The 25,476-nt window shown below is 40.1% G+C and carries 29 protein-coding genes; 24 read left to right on the top strand and 5 right to left on the bottom strand.

The genetic code is table 11. From position 1 onward, the window contains the following. Nucleotides 1–22 precede the first annotated feature (22 nt). The 6 genes from ACYH0O_RS15125 (at nucleotide 23) to ACYH0O_RS15100 (ending at nucleotide 5,067) form a co-directional block, all read left to right on the top strand. Nucleotides 23–457 carry a BrxA/BrxB family bacilliredoxin gene (locus ACYH0O_RS15125; RefSeq protein WP_482629385.1) on the top strand — a complete coding sequence of 145 codons (435 nt, stop codon included), beginning with the start codon at nucleotides 23–25 and terminating at the stop codon, nucleotides 455–457. 111 nt (nucleotides 458–568) lie between these two features. After that, complete coding sequence (locus tag ACYH0O_RS15120) at nucleotides 569–1,345, top strand: class I SAM-dependent methyltransferase (protein WP_482629384.1); 777 nt, start codon at nucleotides 569–571, stop codon at nucleotides 1,343–1,345. A gap of 922 nt (nucleotides 1,346–2,267) precedes the next feature. Then, a complete protein-coding gene (locus ACYH0O_RS15115) occupies nucleotides 2,268–2,858 on the top strand; it encodes a YpjP family protein (protein ID WP_482629383.1) in 591 nt (196 codons plus the stop codon). A 220-nt stretch (nucleotides 2,859–3,078) separates the two neighbouring features. Further along, nucleotides 3,079–3,768 carry an anthrax toxin lethal factor-related metalloendopeptidase gene (locus ACYH0O_RS15110; protein ID WP_482629382.1) on the top strand — a complete coding sequence of 230 codons (690 nt, stop codon included), beginning with the start codon at nucleotides 3,079–3,081 and terminating at the stop codon, nucleotides 3,766–3,768. A 22-nt stretch (nucleotides 3,769–3,790) separates the two neighbouring features. Continuing rightward, nucleotides 3,791–4,585, top strand: coding sequence for a thymidylate synthase (locus tag ACYH0O_RS15105; protein WP_482629381.1), 795 nt, complete (start codon nucleotides 3,791–3,793; stop codon nucleotides 4,583–4,585). Continuing rightward, nucleotides 4,582–5,067 carry a dihydrofolate reductase gene (locus ACYH0O_RS15100; RefSeq protein ID WP_482629380.1) on the top strand — a complete coding sequence of 162 codons (486 nt, stop codon included), beginning with the start codon at nucleotides 4,582–4,584 and terminating at the stop codon, nucleotides 5,065–5,067. The genes ACYH0O_RS15105 and ACYH0O_RS15100 overlap by 4 nt, the downstream gene beginning before the upstream one ends. A 71-nt stretch (nucleotides 5,068–5,138) precedes the next feature. Here the strand turns inward: ACYH0O_RS15100 and trhA are convergent, their stop codons facing one another. After that, complete coding sequence (gene trhA / locus ACYH0O_RS15095; RefSeq protein ID WP_149156850.1) at nucleotides 5,139–5,777, bottom strand: PAQR family membrane homeostasis protein TrhA; 639 nt, start codon at nucleotides 5,775–5,777, stop codon at nucleotides 5,139–5,141. Nucleotides 5,778–5,970: 193 nt separating this feature from the next. Here trhA and ACYH0O_RS15090 point away from each other — a divergent pair, with 193 nt between their 5' ends. From ACYH0O_RS15090 to ACYH0O_RS15080, 3 genes are all read left to right on the top strand, one after another. Beyond that, a complete protein-coding gene (locus tag ACYH0O_RS15090) occupies nucleotides 5,971–6,624 on the top strand; it encodes an SOS response-associated peptidase (RefSeq protein ID WP_482629379.1) in 654 nt (217 codons plus the stop codon). 107 nt (nucleotides 6,625–6,731) lie between these two features. Further along, a complete protein-coding gene (locus ACYH0O_RS15085; protein WP_482629378.1) occupies nucleotides 6,732–6,983 on the top strand; it encodes a DUF2535 family protein in 252 nt (83 codons plus the stop codon). Between the two features lie 211 nt (nucleotides 6,984–7,194). After that, nucleotides 7,195–8,037: a DegV family protein gene (locus ACYH0O_RS15080; protein WP_482629377.1), complete on the top strand. Its 843-nt coding sequence runs from the start codon at nucleotides 7,195–7,197 to the stop codon at nucleotides 8,035–8,037. Between the two features lie 747 nt (nucleotides 8,038–8,784). Here the strand turns inward: ACYH0O_RS15080 and ACYH0O_RS15075 are convergent. After that, a complete protein-coding gene (locus ACYH0O_RS15075; protein WP_482629376.1) occupies nucleotides 8,785–9,270 on the bottom strand; it encodes a PCYCGC motif-containing (lipo)protein in 486 nt (161 codons plus the stop codon). 569 nt (nucleotides 9,271–9,839) lie between these two features. Here ACYH0O_RS15075 and ACYH0O_RS15070 point away from each other — a divergent pair. Continuing rightward, entirely contained in the window at nucleotides 9,840–10,670 is an 831-nt protein-coding gene (locus tag ACYH0O_RS15070) for an SGNH/GDSL hydrolase family protein (protein WP_482629375.1), read from the top strand. Next, on the top strand, nucleotides 10,667–11,254 hold the full coding sequence (locus ACYH0O_RS15065) for a YpmS family protein (protein ID WP_482629374.1): 588 nt from the start codon (nucleotides 10,667–10,669) through the stop codon (nucleotides 11,252–11,254). The genes ACYH0O_RS15070 and ACYH0O_RS15065 overlap by 4 nt, the downstream gene beginning before the upstream one ends. A 79-nt stretch (nucleotides 11,255–11,333) precedes the next feature. Here ACYH0O_RS15065 and ACYH0O_RS15060 read toward each other — a convergent pair whose 3' ends face one another. Then, nucleotides 11,334–12,074, bottom strand: a complete 741-nt coding sequence (locus tag ACYH0O_RS15060; protein WP_482629373.1) for a DUF4397 domain-containing protein — start codon at nucleotides 12,072–12,074, stop codon at nucleotides 11,334–11,336. Nucleotides 12,075–12,402: 328 nt separating this feature from the next. Between ACYH0O_RS15060 and rsgA the strand changes: the two genes are divergently transcribed. The 4 genes from rsgA (at nucleotide 12,403) to ACYH0O_RS15040 (ending at nucleotide 15,158) form a co-directional block, all read left to right on the top strand. Further along, complete coding sequence (rsgA, locus tag ACYH0O_RS15055) at nucleotides 12,403–13,428, top strand: ribosome small subunit-dependent GTPase A (RefSeq protein WP_482629372.1); 1,026 nt, start codon at nucleotides 12,403–12,405, stop codon at nucleotides 13,426–13,428. Between the two features lie 158 nt (nucleotides 13,429–13,586). After that, the gene (gene msrA, locus ACYH0O_RS15050; RefSeq protein WP_482629371.1) at nucleotides 13,587–14,129 is read left to right on the top strand and encodes a peptide-methionine (S)-S-oxide reductase MsrA; all 543 of its coding nucleotides are present in this window, start codon (nucleotides 13,587–13,589) and stop codon (nucleotides 14,127–14,129) included. After that, entirely contained in the window at nucleotides 14,126–14,548 is a 423-nt protein-coding gene (gene msrB / locus ACYH0O_RS15045; RefSeq protein WP_482629370.1) for a peptide-methionine (R)-S-oxide reductase MsrB, read from the top strand. The genes msrA and msrB overlap by 4 nt, the downstream gene beginning before the upstream one ends. 109 nt (nucleotides 14,549–14,657) lie before the next feature. Next, nucleotides 14,658–15,158, top strand: a complete 501-nt coding sequence (locus ACYH0O_RS15040; protein ID WP_482629369.1) for a PTS sugar transporter subunit IIA — start codon at nucleotides 14,658–14,660, stop codon at nucleotides 15,156–15,158. Nucleotides 15,159–15,254: 96 nt separating this feature from the next. Here ACYH0O_RS15040 and ACYH0O_RS15035 read toward each other — a convergent pair whose 3' ends face one another. Then, nucleotides 15,255–15,836 (bottom strand): DUF502 domain-containing protein, encoded by a 582-nt coding sequence (locus tag ACYH0O_RS15035; protein WP_149156839.1) that lies wholly within the window; start codon nucleotides 15,834–15,836, stop codon nucleotides 15,255–15,257. 164 nt (nucleotides 15,837–16,000) lie between these two features. On the opposite strand from ACYH0O_RS15035, the gene ACYH0O_RS15030 reads away from it, so the two are divergent. Then, the gene (locus ACYH0O_RS15030) at nucleotides 16,001–16,141 is read left to right on the top strand and encodes a YjcZ family sporulation protein (protein ID WP_113970745.1); all 141 of its coding nucleotides are present in this window, start codon (nucleotides 16,001–16,003) and stop codon (nucleotides 16,139–16,141) included. A 62-nt stretch (nucleotides 16,142–16,203) separates the two neighbouring features. Here the strand turns inward: ACYH0O_RS15030 and ACYH0O_RS15025 are convergent, their stop codons facing one another. Further along, a complete protein-coding gene (locus ACYH0O_RS15025; protein ID WP_482629368.1) occupies nucleotides 16,204–18,000 on the bottom strand; it encodes a methyl-accepting chemotaxis protein in 1,797 nt (598 codons plus the stop codon). A 340-nt stretch (nucleotides 18,001–18,340) separates the two neighbouring features. Here ACYH0O_RS15025 and ACYH0O_RS15020 point away from each other — a divergent pair, with 340 nt between their 5' ends. The 8 genes from ACYH0O_RS15020 to ACYH0O_RS14985 all read left to right on the top strand — a co-directional run bounded on the left by ACYH0O_RS15020 (nucleotide 18,341) and on the right by ACYH0O_RS14985 (nucleotide 25,426). Then, complete coding sequence (locus tag ACYH0O_RS15020; RefSeq protein ID WP_482629367.1) at nucleotides 18,341–19,648, top strand: aspartate aminotransferase family protein; 1,308 nt, start codon at nucleotides 18,341–18,343, stop codon at nucleotides 19,646–19,648. Nucleotides 19,649–19,650: 2 nt separating this feature from the next. Beyond that, nucleotides 19,651–20,349, top strand: a complete 699-nt coding sequence (locus tag ACYH0O_RS15015) for a 3-oxoacid CoA-transferase subunit A (RefSeq protein WP_482629366.1) — start codon at nucleotides 19,651–19,653, stop codon at nucleotides 20,347–20,349. Beyond that, nucleotides 20,328–20,990: a 3-oxoacid CoA-transferase subunit B gene (locus ACYH0O_RS15010; protein ID WP_482629365.1), complete on the top strand. Its 663-nt coding sequence runs from the start codon at nucleotides 20,328–20,330 to the stop codon at nucleotides 20,988–20,990. Before ACYH0O_RS15015 ends, ACYH0O_RS15010 begins: the two co-directional genes overlap by 22 nt. A gap of 11 nt (nucleotides 20,991–21,001) precedes the next feature. Then, a complete protein-coding gene (locus ACYH0O_RS15005; protein ID WP_482629364.1) occupies nucleotides 21,002–22,267 on the top strand; it encodes a peptidase in 1,266 nt (421 codons plus the stop codon). Between the two features lie 205 nt (nucleotides 22,268–22,472). Next, entirely contained in the window at nucleotides 22,473–23,306 is an 834-nt protein-coding gene (gene ablB, locus ACYH0O_RS15000; RefSeq protein WP_482629363.1) for a putative beta-lysine N-acetyltransferase, read from the top strand. Nucleotides 23,307–23,398: 92 nt separating this feature from the next. Next, nucleotides 23,399–24,826 carry a lysine 2,3-aminomutase gene (kamA, locus tag ACYH0O_RS14995; protein WP_149156832.1) on the top strand — a complete coding sequence of 476 codons (1,428 nt, stop codon included), beginning with the start codon at nucleotides 23,399–23,401 and terminating at the stop codon, nucleotides 24,824–24,826. Then, the gene (locus ACYH0O_RS14990) at nucleotides 24,819–25,109 is read left to right on the top strand and encodes a YokU family protein (RefSeq protein ID WP_149156831.1); all 291 of its coding nucleotides are present in this window, start codon (nucleotides 24,819–24,821) and stop codon (nucleotides 25,107–25,109) included. The genes kamA and ACYH0O_RS14990 overlap by 8 nt, the downstream gene beginning before the upstream one ends. 92 nt (nucleotides 25,110–25,201) lie before the next feature. Then, a complete protein-coding gene (locus ACYH0O_RS14985) occupies nucleotides 25,202–25,426 on the top strand; it encodes a YozE family protein (protein WP_148969370.1) in 225 nt (74 codons plus the stop codon). Nucleotides 25,427–25,476: the final 50 nt, after the last annotated feature.

The raw sequence follows: 25,476 nt of genomic DNA, 5'->3' as shown, positions 1-25,476 counted from the left end.
AGTGGGAAAGGGTTGATTATAGATGTCAATGGCATACGAAGAGTATATGAGGCAGTTAGTTAAGCCGATGAGACAAGAACTTACACAAGCAGGCTTCAAAGAGTTGGGTACAGAAGAAGAAGTAGTGAAATACATGGGAAATGCAGATGGAACAACCCTGGTTGTTGTTAACTCAGTATGTGGGTGTGCAGCGGGACTTGCAAGACCCGCTGCAACGCAATCAGTTATGAATAATGAAAAAGCCCCGGATCACCTCGTTACTGTCTTTGCCGGGCAAGACAAAGAAGCAACAGCCAAAATGAGAGAGTATTTCGAAGGGTACGAACCTTCCTCCCCATCAATGGCTTTACTTAAAGGAAATAAAGTCGTTCACTTCATCCCAAGGGAAGAAATAGAAGATCATGATATTTCGTCTATAATTTCCAATTTATCCACAGCTTTTAACGAAAATTGCTAAAGACAACAAAGAAACGGGTGACTCTGTCATCCGTTTCTTTTTATGGTAGGATAGATAAACATTAGAAAAAACGTACAAGCAAAATGGTACCATTAAAGGAGAATGTTTAACATGTTTGTCACAACATGCGGGAGAGCAAACCAGGAAGTCATAGAGAAGGCATATAAAACAGCAGAGGTACTCGATATTCCCTATATCCCCAGAAAAAAGAGATCGATTTTACACCATATGAATCTGCACGAACAAGACTGTTTAGTGATCGGAAAAGAGAGATTAGAACTTCATACTAGAGAAGACAATAGCGAACCGTTCTTTTTCCACCCTAACTCCGCATCCTTCCGAATCAAAAGAATCATTCGAGGAGAGACCGATCCACTCATAGAAGCTGCTGACCTTAAAGGAGGCATGAGTTTTCTGGACTGCACACTAGGTCTTGCTTCAGATAGTATTATCGCCAGCCATATAGTCGGTGAAAAGGGGAAAGTAGTCGGAATCGAAGCGAATAAGTATATCTCACATATACTTCATCACGGACTTCAGGACTGGGTATCTCCACTTCATGATCTGAATAGAGCCATGAATCGAATCAGTGTCGTCAATGGACATTTTCAGGAAGAATTAAAGGGTATTCCCGATGATGCATTTGATGTCGTTTACCTTGATCCCATGTTTGAAGAAGCCTTAACAGATTCTCATGGAATAAACCCGATCCGCCAATGGGCAAGCTATACAGGCTTAACAAAAGAAGGAATAGCAGAAGCAATAAGGGTGGCCAAAAAGCGGGTAGTATTAAAAGAGCACTATCAGTCCCCATTATTCGAAGAACTGGGATTTGACGTAATCAAAAGGCCATCCGCCAAATTTCACTTTGGAATCATTCGAGTATAAAAGTCTATTATTTAGCTCTAATCGCAAAAATTGTGTCTCTCCTAAGAAGAAAATAGTTTAAACAATTGGTAGTGTGAAAACGGGGACCGTTCCTTGTCGCTCCAGACACAAGATTCCCCGGGGAGGAAGTCGAGCCTCCTCGACGTCCCGTCTGTGGGGTCTCGACCTTTCCTCTATTTCCCGCAGGAGTCAAGTGTCTTCCGCTACAATCCACTCTGTGCTTCTAAATCTTGACTGCCTAATGCAGGATAGAAAAACACAAAAATTAGCTCCTATTGTAGGTATGTTGTCGAGTATTAGTTCCCAGAGTAAATTAGTAATTAATAAATTTTACATATTTAGAATTTCATTTACGACTATGCAAAGCCAGTAGATCTTAACTTTTGAAGAAGAATTCTGTATTTGATTTAAATTGTATTTAAACACCTTTTAGCTCTGTCACTAAAAAATCTCTTAAAGATGGTGAGGGGAACTGCGCAGACTCCTGCGGAAGTACGGTCGTGCCGAGACCCCGGAAGCGAAGCTGAGAAGGCTCGGCCGAACGTCCGCGGAAAGCGGAGCAGTTCCCCTCACCATCCAGCACATACTGATTGACAGAGCCGAAGCAGACCTTTTGTTAAAAAGTGATTTTTGTGAAAATAGCCTTTTTTTAACAATAAAATAGACAGGCATCTTAAGCCTGTCTAAGCATCTAAGTATTAATCAGTAAATCCTAGTACAACGAAATAACCTAATAGAAGTAAGTATCCGATATTTATCATAAGTCCTGTATCCATCTAGTTATCCTCCTTACAAAGTATCCTCTTTATTATACTACCACATAAATATTTTTATATCCTACAAAAAAATGAAACCTTTTTCACTTTTTATTCGTAAGAAATAGTATAATAATAGACGTAATACATAGGAAAGGACGTTATCTATGTCAATCTGGCTCAAAAAGTCGTTTTTTATCCTGCTATCCATTCTAACATTTGGACTTGTTTCCCCTTCACAAGCCTTTCTCAATGAACAAAATCACACTATGGCAAAAGGCAATGCAAAGCCTTCGTCAGTTGAATCTGTTCCAGAGGAAGTACTGGAAGAGGAGTCTTCCATTTCCCATGAGGATTTCATAGGGAACATGATGGTACAAGCAGAGAAAAACGCTTATAAAAAGTTCGGGACTAAGATCAAGCCTGTCATTGAAGACGAATTCAAGTCTTTAATCCTTCCTAAGATCGGAAAGGCGATAGCTGATACAGCTGTTCAATTTCCAGAAGAAGACTTAACGTCACTTACTATTTCAGAAGTGCCTCAATATGCAAAAACAGAAAAGATTTTTCATATTTATGACCAACGCTCTGGTGAAGATGTCATACGATTCCATGTAAGAAAAGACCATCCGCCAAAAGATGGCTATTACTTCAATTTTCACTATCATACAGTTCATGATCAATTTCAAGCACACCATGATTTAGGAAGTATATATTGGGATAAAAACACTCCGCCACAATGGATGAGTGTCTCCTGATTTCAACCTCCATATAAGAATAAAGGCAAGTGCGTGAATTCTGCGTGCTTGCTTTTTTGTTTTAATTTGAATGGCAGGTTCGCCTTATGCTTGTCGCCTCTGAGCAACCCGCCTCCGCTTTTGTTATTGGAAACAATCTCTCCTAATAACAACTCTATCATTATGTTAAAATAGTAAAAACATCATGATACTTTCCTTAGAAAGAAAGGAGGGAAAATAAGTGAAGCGTATATTCATCATCCTCGCTATTTCGGTTACTTTAGTCATTTTGTGGACCAACTCAAAAGCCAACTACAGTGGAACCCTCTTAAAGCATTCTCCTCTTAAAACACAATTACAACTTCAATCCAGTAAACAGTTAGAAAATATGGTCCTGTTGCCACAAGCTGCTTATGATAAAACAGCTGCTAGGGAAATGATTGAAAGATTAGATCATATTCCGACCTCACTATTAGAGTCTACGAATTCACAGGAAATCAAAATAAGGCTGTTTGAAAAAAAATTAACCGATTTTTCTACCACAAGTCACTTGAAAGGAGTAACCCCAAGAGGGTACACTAATAAAGGTATTACGTGGGATGACGTTCCTGGAATCGGTGGATCGAAGCTTGTATTAGTGAAAATCGGTCATAGTGAGAAAGGGAAGGGTCATAATTCGACTAACCTGGAATTACATGAACTCGCTCACAGTATTGATCGTTACGTCTTAACGGACCTTTATTACGAGCTGGAATTTTTGCCTCTTTGGAAGAGGGAAGCTCCGCGTGTATTCCCGAATGAACCCTATTTTCTTCAATACAAAGAAGAATATTTTGCTGAAACATTTGCTATGTATTATTTAAACTCTGAAACTAGAAATCTTCTAAAGAAAAAGGCACCAGCAACATATCAATTCTTTAAAGAACTATAAACTTATAAAAGGTGTGGTCATTTTGAAGCAATATCTAGACTTGTGCAAACATGTCCTTGAACATGGCACCAAGAAAGAAGATCGAACAGGTACAGGCACGATAAGCACGTTTGGTTATCAAATGCGTTTTGATCTAAAAGAAGGATTCCCTCTACTTACAACTAAAAAACTGCATGTGAAATCCATTATCCATGAACTCCTTTGGTTTCTAAAAGGAGATACGAACGTTGAGTATCTTCAGGAAAACGGTGTACGGATTTGGAATGAATGGGCCGATGAGAATGGAGAGTTAGGCCCTGTATACGGTCACCAATGGAGATCATGGTCAGGAGCTGATGGTGAAACGATTGACCAAATTACAAATCTGATTGATACGATTAAAAACAATCCCGATTCCAGAAGAATGATTGTAAGTGCGTGGAATGTTGCGGATGTGGATCATATGGCTTTGCCTCCTTGCCACTGCTTATTCCAATTCTATATAGCCGATGGCAAATTATCCTGTCAGCTGTACCAACGTTCCGCTGATGTATTCCTCGGCGTTCCTTTTAATATAGCTTCATACGCTCTATTAACGATGATGGTAGCCCAGGTATGTGATCTGGAAGTTGGAGAGTTTGTTCATACATTTGGTGATGTCCATATCTATCAGAATCACCTTGATCAAGTGAACTTACAGCTTTCCAGAGAACCCAGATCATTACCATCATTATCTATCAATCCAGAAGTGAAAGATATTTTCGGATTTAAGTTTGAAGATTTTAACCTTGGAGAATATGATCCGCATCCACATATTAAAGGAGCCGTGAGTGTATGATCTCTTTTATTTGGGCAATGGATCAGAATCGATTGATTGGGAAAGACAATGGATTGCCATGGAGGCTTCCTGAAGACCTGAAATTTTTCAAGAAAACGACTGATGGACATGGAATCGTCATGGGAAGAAAAACGTTTGATTCCATCGGTAAGCCGTTACCAAAACGGGAGAATGTCATTCTTACAAGAAATACAAGCTTTCAACCGGATGGCTGTCTTGTTCTGCATTCTGTGGAGGATGTCCTGGAATGGGCGGAAGGAAGAGACTCAGAAACTTTTATTATGGGTGGAAGAGAAGTGTACAAGCAGTTCATCCCTTATGTAGATAAGTTGTATGTAACAGAGATTCATCATGAATTTGAAGGCGACACGACTATGCCTTCCATCCCATGGGAGGATTTCACTTGTATCTCCTCTGTTAAAGGATTGAAAGATGAGAAAAATCCTTACGACTATGAATTTAAGGTTTATGTACGGAAATAGATGAGAAGAGAATAAAAGGGTACTGACGGATATTCCGTCAGTACCCTTTTATTGAAAAAACATAACCATACTTAAACGTAAAACAAAATACAGAAATACATAAAGCTGCTTCCTGCCAGGACGAAAAGATGCCAGATTGCGTGATTGTAAGGCAGTTTGTTCCACACATAGAAAATGGCTCCTATGGAATACATGATTCCACCTGCCAGCAGCAGTCCGAATCCGGCACCGGTAAGACTTGCGTACAATGGTTTAATGGCAATGATAACGAGCCAGCCCATCACCAGGTAAAAGAGAGTGGAGACGACTTGGAAACGTTGAACAAAATAACATTTAAATACAATCCCTACAATGGCGAGTCCCCAGACAATTCCAAACAATGTCCAGCCGAGTGTGCCTCTTACACTGACTAGCATGAACGGTGTATACGTTCCCGCGATCAGGATATATATCGCCGAATGATCTAAAATGGCAAATAGATTCTTTACCTTCGAAGGCTTAAAGCTGTGTAACAGGGTTGAAAATAAGTATAGGAGTATCATTGAAGCACCGAAGATAGAGAAACTGACAACGTGCCAGGCAGAGCCTTCGTGTACGGCGAAAATGATTAACATTACTAAAGCGGGTATGCTCAAAATTAATCCGATTCCATGGGTAATGGCGTTCGCAACTTCTTCTTTCCAATTGGAAAAATCGAAATCATAAGTCAAAGAAGTATCATCCTTTCAATTATCCCCTCATTGAACGCTCAATGAGTCAATATTGTATATATTTATGATAATCTTCTTATCGTCATTGTGCAATCATTAACATAGTAAAGGGTTAAAGTGCGCCTTTTGGATTAGAAATTCTCCTCATAATGCTGTATATTCCTAATTAAAGAAAACAAATGAGGTGACAGTGGTGTGCGGGAGATTTTCCTTAACGACCCCTTTAGAAGAATTAGTGAGACAATACTTAATTGATGAATTCCTAGAAGAGTGGCAGCCAAGATACAATATTGCTCCAACACAAAAAGTTTTGTCCCTTATTTCACATAAGGGCAAGCGCAGAGCGGGAGAGATAACGTGGGGGCTTGTTCCTCATTGGGCCGATCGGAAGAAGTGGAAACGATTGATCAATGCCCGCAGTGAAACCTTATTGGAGAAACCGAGCTTCAATTCCCTTGTCCATTCGAAAAGAATGGTGATTTTTGCCGATGGATTTTATGAATGGAAGAAGGAGAAAGACCAAAAGGTACCTGTAAGATTTCAATTAAAAGAAGAAGAGCCATTTGTGTTTGCCGGATTGTGGGATCGCAATGGAGAAATCACGACCTCCACGATCCTTACAACAGGGGCAAATGCCATTGTACAACCAGTGCATGAACGAATGCCTGTTATACTCACGAGTCAGGAAGCGATTGAGAAATGGTTAAATATAGACGATTATTCTTTTGAAGAAGCTTCTTCGGTTTTAACGCCGCTTCAAAAAGACCAAATGAAAGGGTACCAGGTATCCGATATCGTCAATTCATCCAAACACGATTCCCCCGAATGTATTGTGCCTGTTTCATAACCGTTTTAGAGAAAAAAATATTAGTGTTTTTGCACGATTAGACATTTTATGCGCCATTAAATGGGGTATAATAAGAATATAAACGGGTGAAAAAGAGGATTGATACTTTGCTGACAAAAACCATTGAGTTCAAATCAAAGGATGGATGGAAGGTCAAAATCTTAGAAGTCCCTGTCATGAAGGAAGATAGCCCGCTCTATCTAAGGGTAAACCTGAGGCTGCATCAATTCATTTCAAAGGTTGTCAATCAGAATGGGCCTAAGACCATGTACAGTTTTAGAGAACATTTAAAGAGAACGACGAAATGGTCAGAGTATGAAGAAATTTATCAATCAGAAGAGTTAAAGAATAATGCATAATTCTCTTGGGAGCTGGTCTTTAGCGTAATGTTACGTGGGACCAGTCCTTTTTATATCAATATCTTTACATGTATGAAACAATTATCGACATTACACGTTCAAAAATATATATCAATTTAGACAACCGGTTGTGGAAATCCTTCGTATCTATTTAATTCCTTGCCATTTAACGATATAATACTAATGATATGGGAGATAGGATGTGGCAAAATTGACCAAAATTAAGATTGTAACAGACTCAACAGTAGATTTATCAGATGAGGTCGTAAAGGAACTGGATATTCATGTAGTTCCTCTATCCATTTCAATCGACGGAGAGACATATTTAGATAGAGTAGATCTTTCACCACTTAGATTTCTGGAAAAAATGAAAGCTTCTAAGGAATTACCAAAAAGTTCGCAGCCATCTGCAGGAACATTTGTAGAACTTTATGATGAATTAGGAAAAGATGGTTCGAAAGTTTTATCCATACATATGACAGGTGGAATGAGTGGTACAGTGCGTTCAGCCGAGTCTGCTGCAGAAATGTCTTCATCAGATGTGGCGGTTGTTGATTCACGCTTTATTTCTAAAGGACTTGCCTTTCAGGTAATCGAAGCTGCCAAGCTTGCTAAAGAAGGAAAACCATTGGAAGAAATTCTGAAAACAGTTGAAACGATCCGTCAGAATACAAACCTGTTCGTTGTGGTAGATACACTTGAGAACCTTGCAAAAGGCGGAAGAATCGGAAAGGGACGTGCAATGATCGGTTCCTTGCTAAATATTAAACCAATCGCTTCATTAGAAGGGGGCGAATACACTCCAGTTGCAAAGGTTCGAAGCCATTCACAGGTAGTAAAATACTTAACAACGCAATTTTTAGACGATGTAAAAGGGAAGACAATTCGTGGTGTAGGGCTTGTTCATGCCGATGGTCTGCAGTTGGCTCAAAATCTTAAGGCAAAGATTATCGAGAAAACAGGTTACGACCAAATCGATATAGTTCCGACAACACCAATCATCAGTACCCACACAGGAATTGGTGCGATAGGATTTATGTATTACACTGATTGATCTAACCAAAGGCGAAAGGGAATTTTCCTTTCGCTTTTTTCTATTTTAAAGGCTCTTTTCGAAAAGTTTGTTGCTTATTGTAGAGGGAGAAAGTAATAGTTGATTTCCGCTACAGGATGCTCGCTTTCCGCGGGGCTGGCGGTGAGCCTCCTCGGTTTCGCATCCGGGGTCTCACCTGTCCAGCTACGGGGCTTAGGGGCTCGAGGTCATAAGCCAAGTCTGCCAAAAAGGCAAAGTGCGCCTTTCCAGCAGACTCGTCTTATGCTTGTCGCCCCTGGGCAAAGCCCCTCCACTTTTCGTACTGTCCAGCTATTCCCGCAGGAGTCGAGCATCCTACAGCGAGAACCAACTTTCTGAGCATGTATCCTTAATGGAAAACAATAAAAACAAGAATTTTAGCAAACAATCTCATTTAAGATAAGTAGAGATTGATTTTCCTTTTAAGGAAGAAGAGTTATTTTTTTCTAATTATATTGTTTTCTTGCACACCTTGAAGCTCTGTCATGAAAATTCTGTTTTAGATGGTGAGGGGAACTGCGCAGACTCCGGCGGATTTTGGGCGTGCCGAGACCCCGGAAGCGAAGCTGAAGAGGCTCGGCCGAACGCTAGCTGCAAGCGGAGCAGTTCCCCTCACCATCCAGCATAAACTGGTTGACAGAGCCCTCGCAGATTCTATATTAGAAAACAACAATCTTTGCGAAAAGAGCCATTTTAAAAAACAGCAGAATCATCTGCTGTTTTTTAAAATTATGAAGGCATAGGCGTCGGTGTAGGCTTAGCGAATCCTTCATTATATTGTTCATCAATAAAGTTTCTAATTTGCTTGATGGATTCTCCATTCTTGTACTTCACAATGGATTCTGCCGCAATTTCCAAACACACCTGACACCTGGTACCGTGATCATCCCATACCACTTTTTCCCCTTTTATTTCGTAAACAAAGCAGTTCAGATTGCTCTCGTGCCCGGCAGAATCACCGCACCCGCAATAACATGGGATATATTGTAACAGCTCAGGGTTTTTAGCAGCTGAAGAATAGATTAGCTTCATATTGTCATCCTTATCATCGAGAAAAGAGGGAAGTGTGTCAACCGAATCAGTTTCTTCCCGAAGATCCCCATTGGCGGCTGTATGATCATGATGAGCTTCCTTCTCCTGATTGCTTGAGCAACCCGCAAGAATGCCTAAAATACCAATAACAACAGTGAAATATAATAAGAGATTTTTCTTCATACGTTCCCCTTCCCTATGAGATTATAAATGTATTGTACCACTTTTATAAAAGCAGGTTTGTACCTTTTCTTGATGATTTTATGAATCTTATTGCGTCCTCATAACCAATGCAATCATATCATAAAAGTATAATAGGTAAGAAGTTTGGTCTGATCTCGCCGATAGATAAAAAAATGATTCTTTCTTATTAAATTGAAATCAAAAGAAAGGAAGTCCCCTGCATGACTTATTGGCAATGTGGACTCTTGCGGTGGCGATAAAATGGTGTTTGAAGAAGTTCCTATCCGGGTTCCACCAATATAGGCTGGTCTTTTGGTCAGAGCATAGGAGATTTTAGGCAATCAAAGGAAAAAGAAAATTGGCAGGTCCATAAGATCGCAAAGCAGTTCAACTATGGGCAGATTATCACAGAGGTATTTGAGACGTTGAAATCTGGTCCCAGCCGATAGTTAATGAACAAAAGTGACAAAGTCACATAAATTTACATGTTATTAATGATTTGTTTACAAAGGTTTCATGACGAAACAAGCGTGATATAATAATACTAAAGTGCAAGCGAGGTGACGCATATGAAAAAACTACCGATTATCATGCTCGCTTTTGTTTTTTTCCTGTCAGGGTGTTCGTTAGAAGATGCTGCTGAGCACATTACAAGAGAAGTATCCATGTGGGATAAAGATAATCCGAACGAAACCTTCATACCGAAGAACTTAAAAGTTGTTTCAGTGGGCGATTCACTAACTCAAGGTGTAGGTGATAGTACGAAAAAGGGTGGATATGTCCCTTACTTAGAGAAACATCTGGAATCACTGGATGGAGTAAAAGACGCCCAATTTCATAACTATGGGGTAAGAGGGAACCGTACCGACCAATTATTAAAAAGATTGAAAAAAGAAGATGTGAAAACATCTATTGAACAAGCAAATTTAGTCATGATCACGATTGGCGGAAACGACGTTATGAAAATTTTCCGTGAAAATCTTTCACACTTGAAGTTAGAAGTGTTTCAGGAAGAGAAACGACAATACCAGTTGCGGTTACAAGAAATCATCGAGACGATCAGGAGCTATAACCCAAATGCAGGAATTGTACTTGTAGGGTTATATAATCCATTCAATACATGGTTTTCTGATATTGAAGAAGTCAACCAGGTGATTCATGATTGGAATGATGCCAGCAGGGAGATTCTTTCAGATTATGATAAAACCTTATTCGTTAAGATAGAGGACTTATTTATTGATGCAGGGGATACTTTATTATTTGAAGACTACTTTCACCCAAATGATGAAGGCTATAAAATGATTGCAGATCGCATGTTTATTAACCTGACAAAAGGGGAAACATTAGCTACATTGACAGATAGAACGAAACCTGTTGAGGAAGAGGAGCAGCCGTCATGAAGAACAAATGGAAGGTCGGTTTTTTTGTTCTTTTAGGAGTGGTATTCATAGGATTAGCCATCATTGTTTCAATGATTTTTATGCCGATTAAAGATGATGCACTGCCTAAAAGCAACAAAAACACCAATCAAGAAGTAGGATTTAATGTAGAAACAAACAAAAAGGACTTAAATCTGATTATTGAACATTATATTGAAGCTGAAGGAATGAAGGGACCTGTTGATTATAAGGTTCAGCTAAAAGACGACGTGGAATTAATGGGGTCTGTTCCGGTATTTACATCAAACTTAGACTTTAAGTTGGATTTTGAACCTAAAGCACTGGAAAATGGAGACATCCTTCTGAAACAGAAATCCATATCAGTAGGACAATTAAATCTGCCGGTTTCATACGTATTGAAGGTAATGAGAGATTCATATAACTTTCCGGAATGGGTGAAGATACAACCTACAGATGAATTAATCTACGTTTCATTCCAGGACATGAAATTGAAGAGTGATATTAAAGTAAGAGCGAACGAATTTAATTTAAAGGAAGACAATATTTCATTCCGGTTGTTAGTACCAGTAGATCGTGCTCAATAGGAAAAAGGTGGCCACCTGATGGGAGCCACCTTTTTTCGTATACATACGTAAGTAGGCACAAACCGGAACACAGACGTGATTATCCTTTTAATAGAATGGCTTCTAATTCGGGGGTTCCGTTGGCTAACCCAACAGCTACGATGGTGTAAGCTTGATTAGGACTTAATTTAACATTCGGAACACTCAGGACCGTATTTTTACTCCCTGCCACTCTTGCCTCCAAGTTGACTGTCATTGGAGTTAATCCTAGATAATCGCTAGCTTGCTTGAATGATACATTCGGAAATATGACGTCTCCACCTTTTACTGCGATATCCACAGCAGGGGAGTCAGGGGAAAGATGAATGAATTTAACCTTTGTTTCTCCGCTGGGAACCGTCGGGTCATCAATGAACGGAAGGAGTTGTAGTTTATTTAGAGTACCTACAGCGGCGAGAGTATAAATTTTGCCTGGGTCGATTTTTACTTTTTTGCTTATAATAGTCGTCACACTTGTACCAGCAGGATAAACATCAATATGATATTTCCCAGCCGGTAATGTTAAATAATCACTTACATCCTTAAAGGCCACATCCCTTAAAACACGGTTTCCATTCACGTAAACATCCACATTTGGTGCATCGGGTACAGCATGTAAAACGCGAACATAAGAAGGCTGGGTGGATGTAGTCATATCAGCGCGCTGTGCATGCAAAGCCAGCCTCATGTATTTTAAATGTTTTTGATAGTAATGAATATGCATGGATGGATCTGAGTATTTATAATAACCGGATAATAAGTCATACATCGCCGCTTTATTCAAATAATCGTGTTGGCTCATCCGTATCTCTCCCTTTTGTTTATTAACACAATAGATTATGCGGAGGAGGAAAAATGGTGAAAGTACCCATCTTTTGAAAAAGTCAGAAAAATCACTTGCAATTCAGAAGAAAATACTGGATAATAAAATTAATAATTGAGAAAGTGGGTGATGACATATGAACTTATTATTGATTTGTTATAAAAGTAAACTAAAAAATATGCTTCGTAATGGTTCTGCACGTCAACTCACTTTTAACGGGATAAACTGATTTTTTTCTTTCAAACTTGAAAATCCGTTGACGTGTAGAATCACGCAACGGATTTTTTAATTTTTGGGAGGAACTAAATTGAATAACAGAGAAAATGTATTTGAAATGGTGGAACACCTTGAAGAAGAAGGATACATGTTAGGAAGAGTTGTGACCGAACAAAAGGGTGCCTTCATGGTCATGACCAAAACAGAAGATCGATTAAGTAAAATCTCAGGGAAGCTCAGGTTCCAAACGGTTAAGCGGGAAGACCTTCCTGCAGTGGGGGATTGGATTCTCCTAAGCGAGGAAGGCGCAATCGTAGAAAAGGTGTTGCCCCGAACGAGTAAGTTTTCAAGAAAGAAGGCAGGGGAAGAAGCAGAAGAGCAAATCATTGCTACGAATATAGACACTGTATTTATTCTATCTTCTTTAAATGACGACTTAAACAGTAAACGGATGGAGCGGTATGTACTTCTCTGCTGGGAGAGTGGAGCAAATCCCGTTATCGTTCTTACAAAATCCGACACATGTGAGGATATCGAGGAGAAAAAGAGAGAAGTTGAAAGGGCATTGCTCGGGGTTAAAGTGTTAGCAATAAGCGCTGTAAATCATGAGGGAATTGAGGAATTGCATCCCTATCTGGAAAAGGGCAAAACGGTTGCGCTTGTCGGTTCTTCTGGTGTGGGTAAATCGACCCTAGTCAATCTTCTTGTAGGAGATGACGTTCAAAAGACCAAACAAATTAGGGAATCAGACGATAAAGGGCGCCATACCACAACACACAGAGAGTTATTCTTATTGGATAGTGGTGCATCCATCATTGATACGCCCGGTATGAGGGAGATTCAAATATGGCAGGGACAAGAAGGACTTTCCACACAGTATAACGATATTGAAGAGTTGTCACTTCAATGCAGATTCACCGATTGTCGTCATGAGGATGAACCTGGTTGTAAGGTTAGAACAGCGATACAAGAGGGTACTCTGTCAGAGGAACGATTCGCGCATTATCTGAAATTGCAAAGGGAAATTGCCTACATGGAGAGAAAAGGGAATAAGCGACTGGAGTCGTTAGAACGAAAAAAATGGAAGAATATCGGTAAGCAGAGAAAGCTTAAATAATAGATGTACGATAGACCCTGGATGACTCCAGGGTCTATTTTTACATTGTTACCTGTAAACCAATTCAACAAGCTTAATATTTTCCCTTTTAACGTGAATGCGTTAAAATCTCTTACAAAGGGAATAGTGAGTAGAGTGAAATAGAAAGGATGATGAGCATGTCGGAAGCTTTGCATTATGAAAAAGCTACATTTGCCGGAGGCTGCTTTTGGTGCATGGTGAAACCATTTGATGAACAGCCAGGGATTGGCAGTGTGATTTCAGGTTACACGGGAGGATCCGTTCCGAATCCAACTTATAATGAAGTATGCTCGGAAACGACTGGTCATTATGAGGCCGTTCAAATTGAATACGATCCATCAGTGTTTCCTTACGAAAAATTACTGGAAGTATATTGGCAGCAAATTGACCCAACCGATCCAGGCGGGCAATTCTTTGACCGTGGACATTCGTATAAAACGGTTATTTTCTACCACAATGAAGAGCAAAAAAAGCTGGCGGAAGAATCTAAAAAGATACTTGGGCAGTCAGGTAAGTTTCAAAAGCCGATTGCTACTCAAATTCTGCCAGCGAAGGAATTTTATCCTGCAGAGGAGTATCATCAGGGTTATTACAAAAAAAACCCTGGTCATTATAATCGATACAGCCTAGGGTCTGGAAGAATAGCATTTATTGAAAATCATTGGGGGGAAGAGAAATGAGTAAAGAAGATTTAAAGAAAACGTTAACTCCTGAACAATATGATGTCACACAGAAGAATGGTACTGAACCTCCTTTTAATAATGAGTATTGGAATACGTTTAAAGAGGGAATCTATGTAGATGTCGTCTCAGGTAAACCTCTCTTTAGCTCAAAAGATAAATATGATGCCGGCTGTGGTTGGCCAAGTTTTACAAAGCCGATAGATGAAGAGGAAGTCACTGAAAAAGAAGACCGCAGTCATTTTATGGTCAGAACGGAAGTGAGGAGTAAAGAAGCAGATTCTCACCTGGGTCATGTCTTTAATGATGGACCGGGACCAGCCAAGCTTCGATACTGTATTAATTCTGCCGCTCTTCGATTTATCCCGGCAGAAAAGCTTGACGAAGAGGGATACGGGGAATACAAAAAGTTATTCTAAAATAATGAAGTGTTGTGAAACTCTTCACATATGTGCTAAAATAGACTTTCTCATGTTTACATTGAGCTACAAATGTGTATATAAAATAAATATAGGAAGGTGAATGAATATGTTAAAAAAGCTTTTCGGTAAAAAGGAAGAGGCACCTAAAACCGTTCATGCAGTAGCGCCTTTAACGGGTACATTAAAATCACTAGAAGAGGTTCCAGATCCAGTATTTTCTCAAAAGATGATGGGAGATGGGATTGCTATTGATCCTACAGTAGGTAAAGTGGTTTCACCTGTAGACGGCGAAATCATGCAGCTTTTCCCAACAAAGCACGCTGTTGGAATCAAAGCAAAAAACGGTGCTGAAATACTTATCCATATCGGTCTTGAAACAGTCTCAATGAACGGTGAAGGCTTTGAAGCACATGTTTCAGAAGGGTCCAAAGTGAATGTGGGAGATCCATTAATTACGTATGACTTAGACCTCGTTCAAGAAAAAGCAAAAAGTACCATCACACCAATCATCTTAACGAACGGGGATGACATGGCTGAACTAGTGAAAAAAGAGTTGACGTCTGTTACAGCAGGACAAGATGAGGTATTGGAAATTTCAACTAAATAATAGATATGGACCGGCTTGATTGCCGGTCTTTTTTATAAGGTGTCCATCGGGTCCCTCTCAAATCACCGCAATGATATTGTCTAATCAGCTTATCAACTATTCTTCCTTCTTGGTCGTCATTCCCCCAGACAATATAAACTTCATCGCTTCTTCAGATTTAATTTCCAATATTTCAATATCACTTTTGGGAATCAAAAAGGTGACTCCTGCTACTTGAAACGTTTGAGGTACGTATACGGCTACGTGATCTTGCAGGTCATTATGCAAATCTGCAAGGTTCTCTGTCGTAATAAAGCCCAGGCATTTCATTGTTGTACCAGGCATTTTGACGAGCGCCACTTTGGAAAAGGACTTCTTTTCTCCTAAGAAAGAGTGAATGGTATCTTTGATGACCGAGTAAATCGTTTTCACAAAGGGGATTTTTTGTAAAAGGATATCAACTATACGAATGATCGTACCTGTAAAAAACTTTGTGGAAAGCCAACCGAGCAAGGTCAATAGAACGATGGTTGCGAGTAGCCCAATACCGGGAATATAGTTTTCATCAAGATAGGGTTTTAAAACATTTCCTAATAAACCATCGAGGAATAGAAACATTTTATAAACTACATAAGTGACCAATCCAATCGGAACAATTGTTAGAACACCGTTAATAAACGATTTTATAAACCATTTCATACTGTCATTTCTCCTGTCTTCTCTTAAAATCTATTCCTATTATATAGAAAGGCTACGGTACAGAAAAGGAGTAGAGCTAAATAAATTAGGCAAATACACAAACCATTTCTAGGTGAATGACATACAGTGTAATGTAAATAAATATTTTTTGAGGAGTGATAGGTATGAACTATGGTTATGGTTGTGATCCATGCTATCAAGGTGGATATGCTTATCCAGTTGCCGGTGTCAATAATTTTGCGTTGATTGTTGTGTTATTCATCCTGTTAATTATTATTGGAGCCGTTTGCTACTGCGGGAAGTGATTCCAGATTTTGTTGTTAATGAGAAATGAAAAAGAGCCGTCCTCGACGGCTCTTTTTTAGTCTTAAATTTTAAAACTTGAAATTAGTTCTTTCAATTTTTCCGCTTGTTGTGAAAGCTCTGAAGCGCTTGCCGTTACTTGTTCCATTGCAGCTGATCCTTCCTCGGAGGCAGCAGCAGTGGTTTCTGTGTTAGAAGCAGTAGCTTCAGCAATTTCATTGACCAGGGCAAATGAAGCTGCTACATCATGACTGAGACTAAGGGTTTCCTGAATATGACCAACCATCTCATCCACTACTACTGTTGTTTTTGTGGTTTGGTTTAGTATATCTTCAAGGGAGGCGTTTGTTTCATTTGTGATTTCGACCCCTGCGATAACCTCTTTTACTCCATCCGAGTTTTGCTTAATAATGACATTCACTTCTTCTTGTATACTGTGTACGATTTCGGTTACACCTTTTGCCGCTTGTCGGGATTGTTCCGCCAGTTTCCTGACTTCATCTGCCACAACTGCAAAGCCTCTTCCATGCTCTCCGGCACGTGCCGCTTCAATGGCAGCATTCAAAGCAAGAAGGTTGGTTTGCTCTGCAATGTCAGTAATGGTACCGATAATCGTCGTAATTTGTGATGAACGTTGTCCTAACGCTTCGACGGTTTCACTTGTATTGGACATGGTTTCTTCAATGTTCATCATTTTAGAAGAAGAGGCTTGAACGGTTTTGCCGCCTCGTTCAGCAACTACCCTCATATCACGTGCAGTTTCTCGTACTTGTTCTGCTTGATTGAATAAGAAACGGGCGGCTTCTTCCAAACTATTCATTTTTTCTAATGAGGTAGACATCCGACTTGTTGTTTGTTCGCTTCCAGCTGCAATTTCAGTGGATGTTTCTGCAATGGAAGTAATCGTCCTTGATGTTTCTTCGGCTGATGCAAGAAGTTCCTGACTACTGGCTGATACGTTTTCGGCCATTTCCGAAACCTGCTTTACCAGGATGGCGATTCCGGCGATAAGCTGATTTGTATCAGATGCCAGGTCAGCAAGCTCATCCTTGGATTTAACATGAATGCGTTTTGTTAAATCTCCGCCAGCGTTTGCTATTTCTAAAATAGAACGGCTGATTTTCCTGGTGTTCGTCTTAATTGTATGAGATAAAATGATTCCGAAGAAGATAGCCAATAAAACCGCAAATGCCGATAAGCCAATGGTAACGACTTTGGACAGGAAAACCTGTTGATTTAGAGAATCAATACGATTATTCAGATCCTTTTGTTGGTCGACTACAATCATATCAACATATGAGCGTATTCCGTCCAGATATTTCTTACCCGTACCAGATTCAACGAGTGTTGCTGCTTGCTCAAGCCCTTTATCCTTCCGTGTCTCGATTACCCGGTCAACGAATTGAATCCAAAATCCATATTGAGCTTCGATCTTATCCAATTTATCAAGCTGCTCCTGATCGTCCTGTAATAGATTATTCAATTCTTCGATGTGACTTTCTACCTGACCTTTACCATTTTGATAGGGGGCCAAAAATCCCGTTGCCCCCGTAATGACAAAGCCTTGTTCTCCAATTTCAATCTCATTTAATACCTTCGATAAATCCTTCACCTTTGTATCAACCTGCATATCGTATGTAATCAGAGTGTTGATCTCTTTTTCAAGCTTCATCATATTGAAGTAAGAAGTTGAGGCAAGGACTAGAAGGACAATGGTCAATAAACCGAATGACAGAACCACTTTTCCCCGTATTGTCCGGAAATAAGAGAAGGCTCCCAAAGTCTTTTTCTGTTTTTCTTTCTTATTTTTCTTCGTTTTTGGTGCTTTTTTTAGATGTTTTTCTCTTGTCTTTTTCACCATTTCCCCCTCCTGAAGATAAGCAAAAAGTAGTATTATAGGATTATCTTACCATTATTTTATACATATCGTCCTGATTTATCTAGTCACTTTGCAAATTTTTTGTCGAATTTTTAAGAATCTTAGTATATTTCAATTAATAAACTCTTGCTGAAAGAAAATATTTTTCATTTTTGATGAGGCTTTGAGCTTTAATAAAAAATTTATTTGTCCTATTCATTTTTCTTAAAGAAAAGAAAGATTCCGTTTTTCATACATATGAATAATGGTAGGGAAATCTTTTATGCAACCAGATGAGCGAATCGAAAGAGAGTACGAATCTGATTCTTTCAGGAGGGGGATTATGCCTCATTCGCATTTAATAAAGCCGTTGATTGGTGAACACTATCCGACAATTGATTATGGCAAAGGTGTGTATTTGTACGATACTGATGGCCGGGAATATATAGATGCTTGTTCTGGAGCAGTTACGGCAAATGTAGGACATGGCATGGAAGAAATTCTTCAATCGATTGTGAATCAAGGAAATAAAGTGGCATTTGTGTATCGGTCTCAATTCAGTAATCAGCCTGCTGAGGATTTAGCTGCCTTTCTGCACGATAAGGCAGGCTATCCATGGAGTTTCTTCGTGAATAGTGGTTCTGAGGCTGTTGAGACGGCCATCAAAATTGCCATCCAGCATTGGCAGGAACAAGGAAAACCAATGAAAAGAAAGGTATTATCCCGATGGCTGAGTTACCATGGGATCACTTTCGGTGCATTATCCGCATCTGGACATCCATCCAGAAGAGAACGATTCGACTCCTTTTTAGGTGATTGGCCGACCATCGAGCCGCCTTATTGTGCTCACTGTCCTTTCGGAAAAACGCATCCATCATGTGATCTTGCCTGTGCTTCTCAATTAGAGACGATGATCAGCAGAATAGGTGCAGATAATATTGCTGCCTTTATGGCAGAACCGATCATCGGTGCGGCAGGTGGGGCGATTACTCCTCCAAAAGGTTATTATAAACGGATAAAATCAATCTGTGAGAAACATGATATTTTGTTTATTTCAGATGAAGTAATGACAGGCTGTGGTCGGACTGGAACCTTTTTAGCTTTAGAGCAGTGGCAGGTAAAGGCCGATATTGTAGCGATAGGGAAAGGATTAAGTGCTGGATATGCCCCTATTGCTGCCACGCTCATTTCCGATAACGTTATGGAGCCGATATTGAATGGGTCAAGAGTCATTATGAGCGGTCATACATTTAGTGGAAATCCTATGTCTGCAACAGCAGCTCTTGCCGTTCTAAAACTGATTGATTCAGAAAAGATGATTGAAGGTGTCGGTCATAAAGGAACATACTTGAAAAATCTAATAGAAAAATTAAAAACTGAATTTTCCTTTGTGCAAGATGTGAGAGGAAAAGGACTGATGTTGGGCATAGAGTTGAATTCCCTTGGAGCACCATTTACTTCTTATATTGTTAAGGCCGGGGTTGAATGTGGGATTTTATTATATCCCGCAGCGGCGGGGATAGATGGGAGGAAGGGATCGGCCATTATGGTTACTCCTCCATTGAACAGTTCGAAAAGGGAGCTCGAGGAGATGGTTAAAAGAATAAGAAGAACCTTTCAACTAGTAGAAGAGAATTGGAAGGAGATCTAAATATGTCGCGTCTTTATAACAAAAGAAGCAGCTATAAAAATATAAAACATTTTTTTAATGACGGAATGATTTTGATGTTTGGCGGATTTGGAGGGGTGGGTTCTCCTCCTACTATATGTAAGCACTTATTGGATTGGGGAACGAAGGATATCACGATTATTGGAAATGATACAGGTTTTCCTCATATCGGAATCGGACAACTGGTTGCACAATACAGAGTAAAGAAGGTGATTGCCTCCCATATCGGGTCTAACCCTGTAGCAGGTCGATTAATGAGTGAAGGGAAGCTTGAAGTTGAATTTTCTCCACAAGGGATATTGGCCGAAAGAATCAGGGCTGGTGGAGTGGGGTTGAAGGGTATCGTAACCGAAATAGGTGTGGATGATCCTTATTTAAATAAAGGAAAAGAGATACTGGAGATAGATGGGGACCGTTACTTATATGAAACAGCCCTGGTTGCCGAAGTGGGAATAGTATATGCCAAAAAAGCCGACACATTTGGGAACCTCATTTATGATAAAAGTGCCAGAAATACGAATCCCCTTGTGGCTATGGCAGCAGATATCACAATTGTAGAGGCAGAAGAAATTGTGAATGTCGGCGAGTTGGATCCTGAGGAAATTGTCACGTCGGGTGTTTTTGTAGATCATATTGTTTTATCTAAAGGAGTCGACTGGAAATGGGCCTGGGAAACGAATTGAAAGATAAGTTAGCAAAGCGTGCTGCTTTGGAAGTGAAAGAGCATATGATTGTAAATTTAGGAATCGGAATACCGTCACTTGTTCCAAATCATCTTTCCCAGGGGTTTCCCGTTGTTTTTCAATCGGAGAACGGAATTATTGGAATCGGGCCTGCACCAAGGGAAGGGCAAGAGGACGAAAATTTGTGTAATGCGGGAGGATACCCTGTTTCATTAATGAATGGAGGCTGTTATACAGATAGCTCCATCGCATTTGCCATGATTCGCCAGGGCAAAGTCGATTTAACGATTCTGGGTTCCCTGCAAGTCAGTGAAAAAGGCGATCTTGCCAATTGGATCATACCAGGCAAAAAAGTACCGGGGATGGGAGGTGCAACCGAACTTGCCTCGAAGGCAAAGAGAGTCATAGTGCTCATGACCCATCTAGATAAAAAGGGTGGAAGCAAAATTGTTCGGGAATGCACGCTTCCACTAACGACGAGATCATGTGTTTCAATGGTCATAACAGACAGGGCCGTATTTACAATTGAGGATGGTCGATTGATATTAAAAGAACTATTTAATCCATACACACTTCAAGATATTAAAGAGACAACAGAAGCTCAATATACCCTGAGCCCCACTATCAAGTATATAGACTAGGAGGAACCGAATTGGAAACTCACCGTCTCATCAAGGAAATAATAGAAGAAAAAAAGAAAAGTACAATCAAGCTCCTGCAAAGGTTAGTGCAGGAAGATAGTGTTAGGGGAAATGAATCTAAGGCACAGGCGATTGTCATCGAGAAATGCAGGAAGCTTGGTTTGGAGTTGGACATTTGGGAAGTGAAAGAATCGGATGTGTTGGATCATCCTTTTTATCGATGTGATCGTGAGAACTTCGAAGGCAACCCAAATGTAGTGGGTGTGTTAAAAGGAACAGGTGGAGGCAGGAGTCTCCTGTTAAATGGCCACATTGATGTCGTACCAGAAGGTGACAGGGAGAATTGGACATATGATCCTTATGGTGGTGTGATTGAAGATGGAAAGCTTTACGGAAGAGGGTCAACCGATATGAAGGGGGGATCTGTTGCTTTACTCCTTGCATTGGAAATTGTGAAGGAATTAAACATCCCACTGAAAGGTGATATCCTTTTTCAAAGTGTGATAGAGGAGGAAAGTGGCGGGACCGGGACCCTTGCCGCCTTAATGAGAGGGTACAAAGCAGATGCTGCCATTATTCCAGAACCTACCAATATGAAGATCTTTCCGAAGCAACAGGGATCCATGTGGTTCCGCCTGAAAGTAAAAGGAAAATCGGCACATGGGGGCACCAGGTATGAAGGGGTAAACGCAATTGATAAAGCCTATATTGTCATTCAAACTCTTCAAGAATTGGAATTATCCAGAAACAAGAGGGTGGACGATCCTTTATATGAAAATATTCCCATTCCATTGCCCATTAATATTGGAAGAATTGAAAGCGGAAAGTGGCCATCCTCCGTTCCTGATCTTGCTATCATTGAGGGAAGGGTGGGGGTTGGACCATGGGAGTCCCTACAACTAGTAGAAAAAGAGGTAGAGGATGCCCTCTCGAAGTTGGATAAGATTGATTCATGGTTTGATCATTATCCTGTGGAAATCGAATGGTTTGGTGGAAGGTGGCAGCCTGGTGACCTTTCCTGCGACCATGAATTAGTGGAAAAGCTTTGCTATCATGCCAATGAAGTATTGCAAACCACCCCCATCATTGAAGCTTCTCCCTGGGGAACGGATGGTGGAATCCTATCTAGGGGAGGGAATATTCCGGTCGTCGTATTCGGTCCTGGAATAACTGAAGTGGCTCATGACGCAAACGAATTCATCGAATTGAATAAAATTTATCAAACTGCTGAAATACTTTCCTTATTTATTTTGGATTGGTGTAATAAAGAGTCATAATTTTTCTTTATGGGTATAGAGTAATAAATGATATTTAACCCTTTCACAAACCGTTGGTCAGCTTCAATGTAATCTTAAAAACTTCATATCATCCACAGAAGGAACAACTCTCATGATTAAAGACATAGGTTGTTCCTTTTTATAATGGTTTGTTTCATAACTTACCTTATCACTTCATATGTTGGTAAAAAAGGGGCTTATAAGAATGCAGACATACGAATATATTAAAAAACCGAAGATAGAAGCTGCCATTTATAAAGATGGCTATAACAGAAGGCTGCGGGTGGATGAGTTTAGAGGGAACCCGATATTATTGTGGGAGTATGTGAAGAAAGAGACTCAGTCCAAACTTTATGAAAAGGTAATTGTGAAAGCAAGAAGGGATCAATCTCTCTTTTTTTTCGAAAAAGGTTTCATCTTGGAGGGGGGAGTAAACGCGTACTTTAATGGGGATAAAGCTTTTTTTATGAGTAAGTTTTTAACCGATGAAAGAAGAAATAGCTCGTACTGGAGTGATGAGGATGCCATTCTTCAATCCGTACAGGAGCTCGGTAGACACGAAAGCGAAGGTTTTAAACCGATTTCCGTCGCGACAGAAGAGCATGCAGGGCAGTTGGCCGACCTTTATCAAGAAGTATTTAAGCTATATCCTGTACCATTACACAATCCCGACTATGTTAGAGAGTCAATGAAAAGTGGGACAATCTTTGTTTATATCGAGGAGGAAGGAAGAATCATCAGTGCAGCTTCCGCTGATGTATCATCAACCTGTAAGAACGCCGAAATAACGGATTGTGCTACACGCTCTTCCTATCGTAAAGGCGGGTATATGAAGCACCTGATCCGAAAATTGGAATGGGAACTGCTTAACCGCGACATTTTCTGTGCCTATACGATTGCCAGGGCACTTTCATTTGGTATGAATGCGGTATTCCATCAGCTCGGATATCGATACGGAGGAAGACTGGCGAACAATTGCATCATCTTCGACAAAATGGAAGATATGAACATTTGGGAAAAAGATTTGAGTGTAATGTAAAAGGATGAAAACCGATTGGGATCCTATTTCATAGGCTAATGTATAGTTCTGTTCCTGGTAGAAAGATACTTTTTTGAAAGTTGGTGGAGTAGATGAAAATGAATCTCTATAAACCGAAAAGGCATTGGAAGGATATTGAGCTTTGGAAGGATGTAACGGATGAACAATGGAATAATTGGTTATGGCAGCTGACAAACACCATCAGGACCCTCGATGACTTAAAGAAAGTGGTAAACCTGACACCGGATGAAGAGGAAGGTGTAAAGATTTCGACTAAAACAATCCCGCTTAATATTACTCCTTATTATGCATGGTTAATGAATGAGGATGACGCGCGCTGCCCTATCCGGATGCAATCTGTTCCAATTGGTCAGGAAATCCATAAAACGAAGTATGACCTGGAGGATCCTTTACATGAAGATGAAGATTCCCCTGTTCCTGGATTGACGCACAGATATCCTGACAGAGTGCTATTTCTCGTAACCAATCAATGCTCCATGTACTGCCGTTACTGTACGAGAAGAAGGTTTTCGGGACAAATTGGAATGGGCGTACCAAAGAAGCAACTTGATGCGGCCATTGAATATATCCGGGATACTCCAAGTGTAAGAGACGTACTGCTATCGGGTGGGGATGGTCTACTGATTAATGACCAGATTCTTGAATACATCTTAAAGAATTTAAGAGAGATTCCACATGTCGAGATCATCCGGATTGGAACGAGGGCGCCAGTAGTGTTTCCACAGCGGATTACCGAGAACCTGTGTAATATCTTGAAGAAATATCATCCCGTGTGGTTGAATACTCACTTTAATACATCGATCGAAATTACGGAAGAGTCCAAGAAAGCGTGTGAGATGCTCGTAAATGCAGGGGTCCCTGTAGGGAATCAAGCGGTTATTCTCGCCGGTATAAACGACAGTGTGCCTATTATGAAAAAGCTTATGCACGATCTTGTTAAGATTCGAGTACGTCCATACTATATTTATCAATGTGACTTATCAGAAGGAATCGGCCACTTCCGTGCACCTGTATCCAAAGGGCTGGAGATTATCGAAGGCTTAAGGGGACATACATCCGGCTATGCCGTACCGACCTTTGTGTTAGATGCCCCCGGTGGTGGAGGGAAAATTTCCCTGCAACCGAATTACCTTATTTCTCAAAGTGCTTCAAAAGTGGTCGTCCGTAATTTTGAAGGAGTCATCTCTACCTATCCGGAACCGGAAGAATACGTAGCAGGCAGGGCAGATGATTATTTTAAAGAAGTGTATCATGATGAAGAGATTAAAGAACCAACCATTGGAATTGCCGGATTGATGAATCAAACCCATTCTTCCCTCACCCCGAGTGGACTTAAGCGTTTGGAGCGACGAAAGGAATATCAGGAAAATCCGGATCACAATTCCCTTAAGGACTTTAGAGGAAAAAGAGATCAGCTTAAAGAAAAGAAGCATAAAGCGATGCTATCAAAAATGGAACAAGATAAAAATGATGATAAGGAAAAAACCATCAATGGATAAAAATAATGCAAAAGTATGCGAATGGTGTGAAGGTGAGACAGCTCATGAGAATCAATCGAACGTGTATTGGGAGCTTCCTGATGGTACAAGAGCGATTCAAATCTCGAATGTCCCCAGCATGAGCTGCAGTCATTGTGGAATGGAGTATCAGGAAGAAACGGTCATCAATGAAATAGAAGACCAGCTTATGTTAATCGACACCAATTTAATCGATAAAGTGATCACTTACACAGAATTAATGGAACTCCCGCGTTTACTAAAGAAAAATTACTTTCGATTTTAACAGTGGATATACTCACTTAAAGCAAACACTTTACGAATTCATCTTCTTCGGCTATCCTTTTAGAAAAGAAACCACAAGGGTAGGTGGAACAGATGAGAAAATCCTTTTATCATTATTTAATGAAATATAGGCAGCCTACTGCCAAGGATGAATTAACTCATTTCGCAAATTCAGCTTATGATGATCATAGCTTTCCTAAACAATCAAAACAATACCATGAGATTAGTTCTTACCTTGAAATGAATGGTCATTATCTTGAAAATATGTCCATATTCGATATGGCATGGGACGCCTATTTATTAGAAGAAAAAGTTTAACCTAATAATCCTTTAAGCCAATGGACTGACATTTGTTCTAGACAAATGTC

Source organism: Rossellomorea sp. H136, assembly GCF_056838065.1.
Note: the sequence above shows the minus strand (reverse complement) of the source record. Positions and strands in the feature narration are given on the sequence as shown.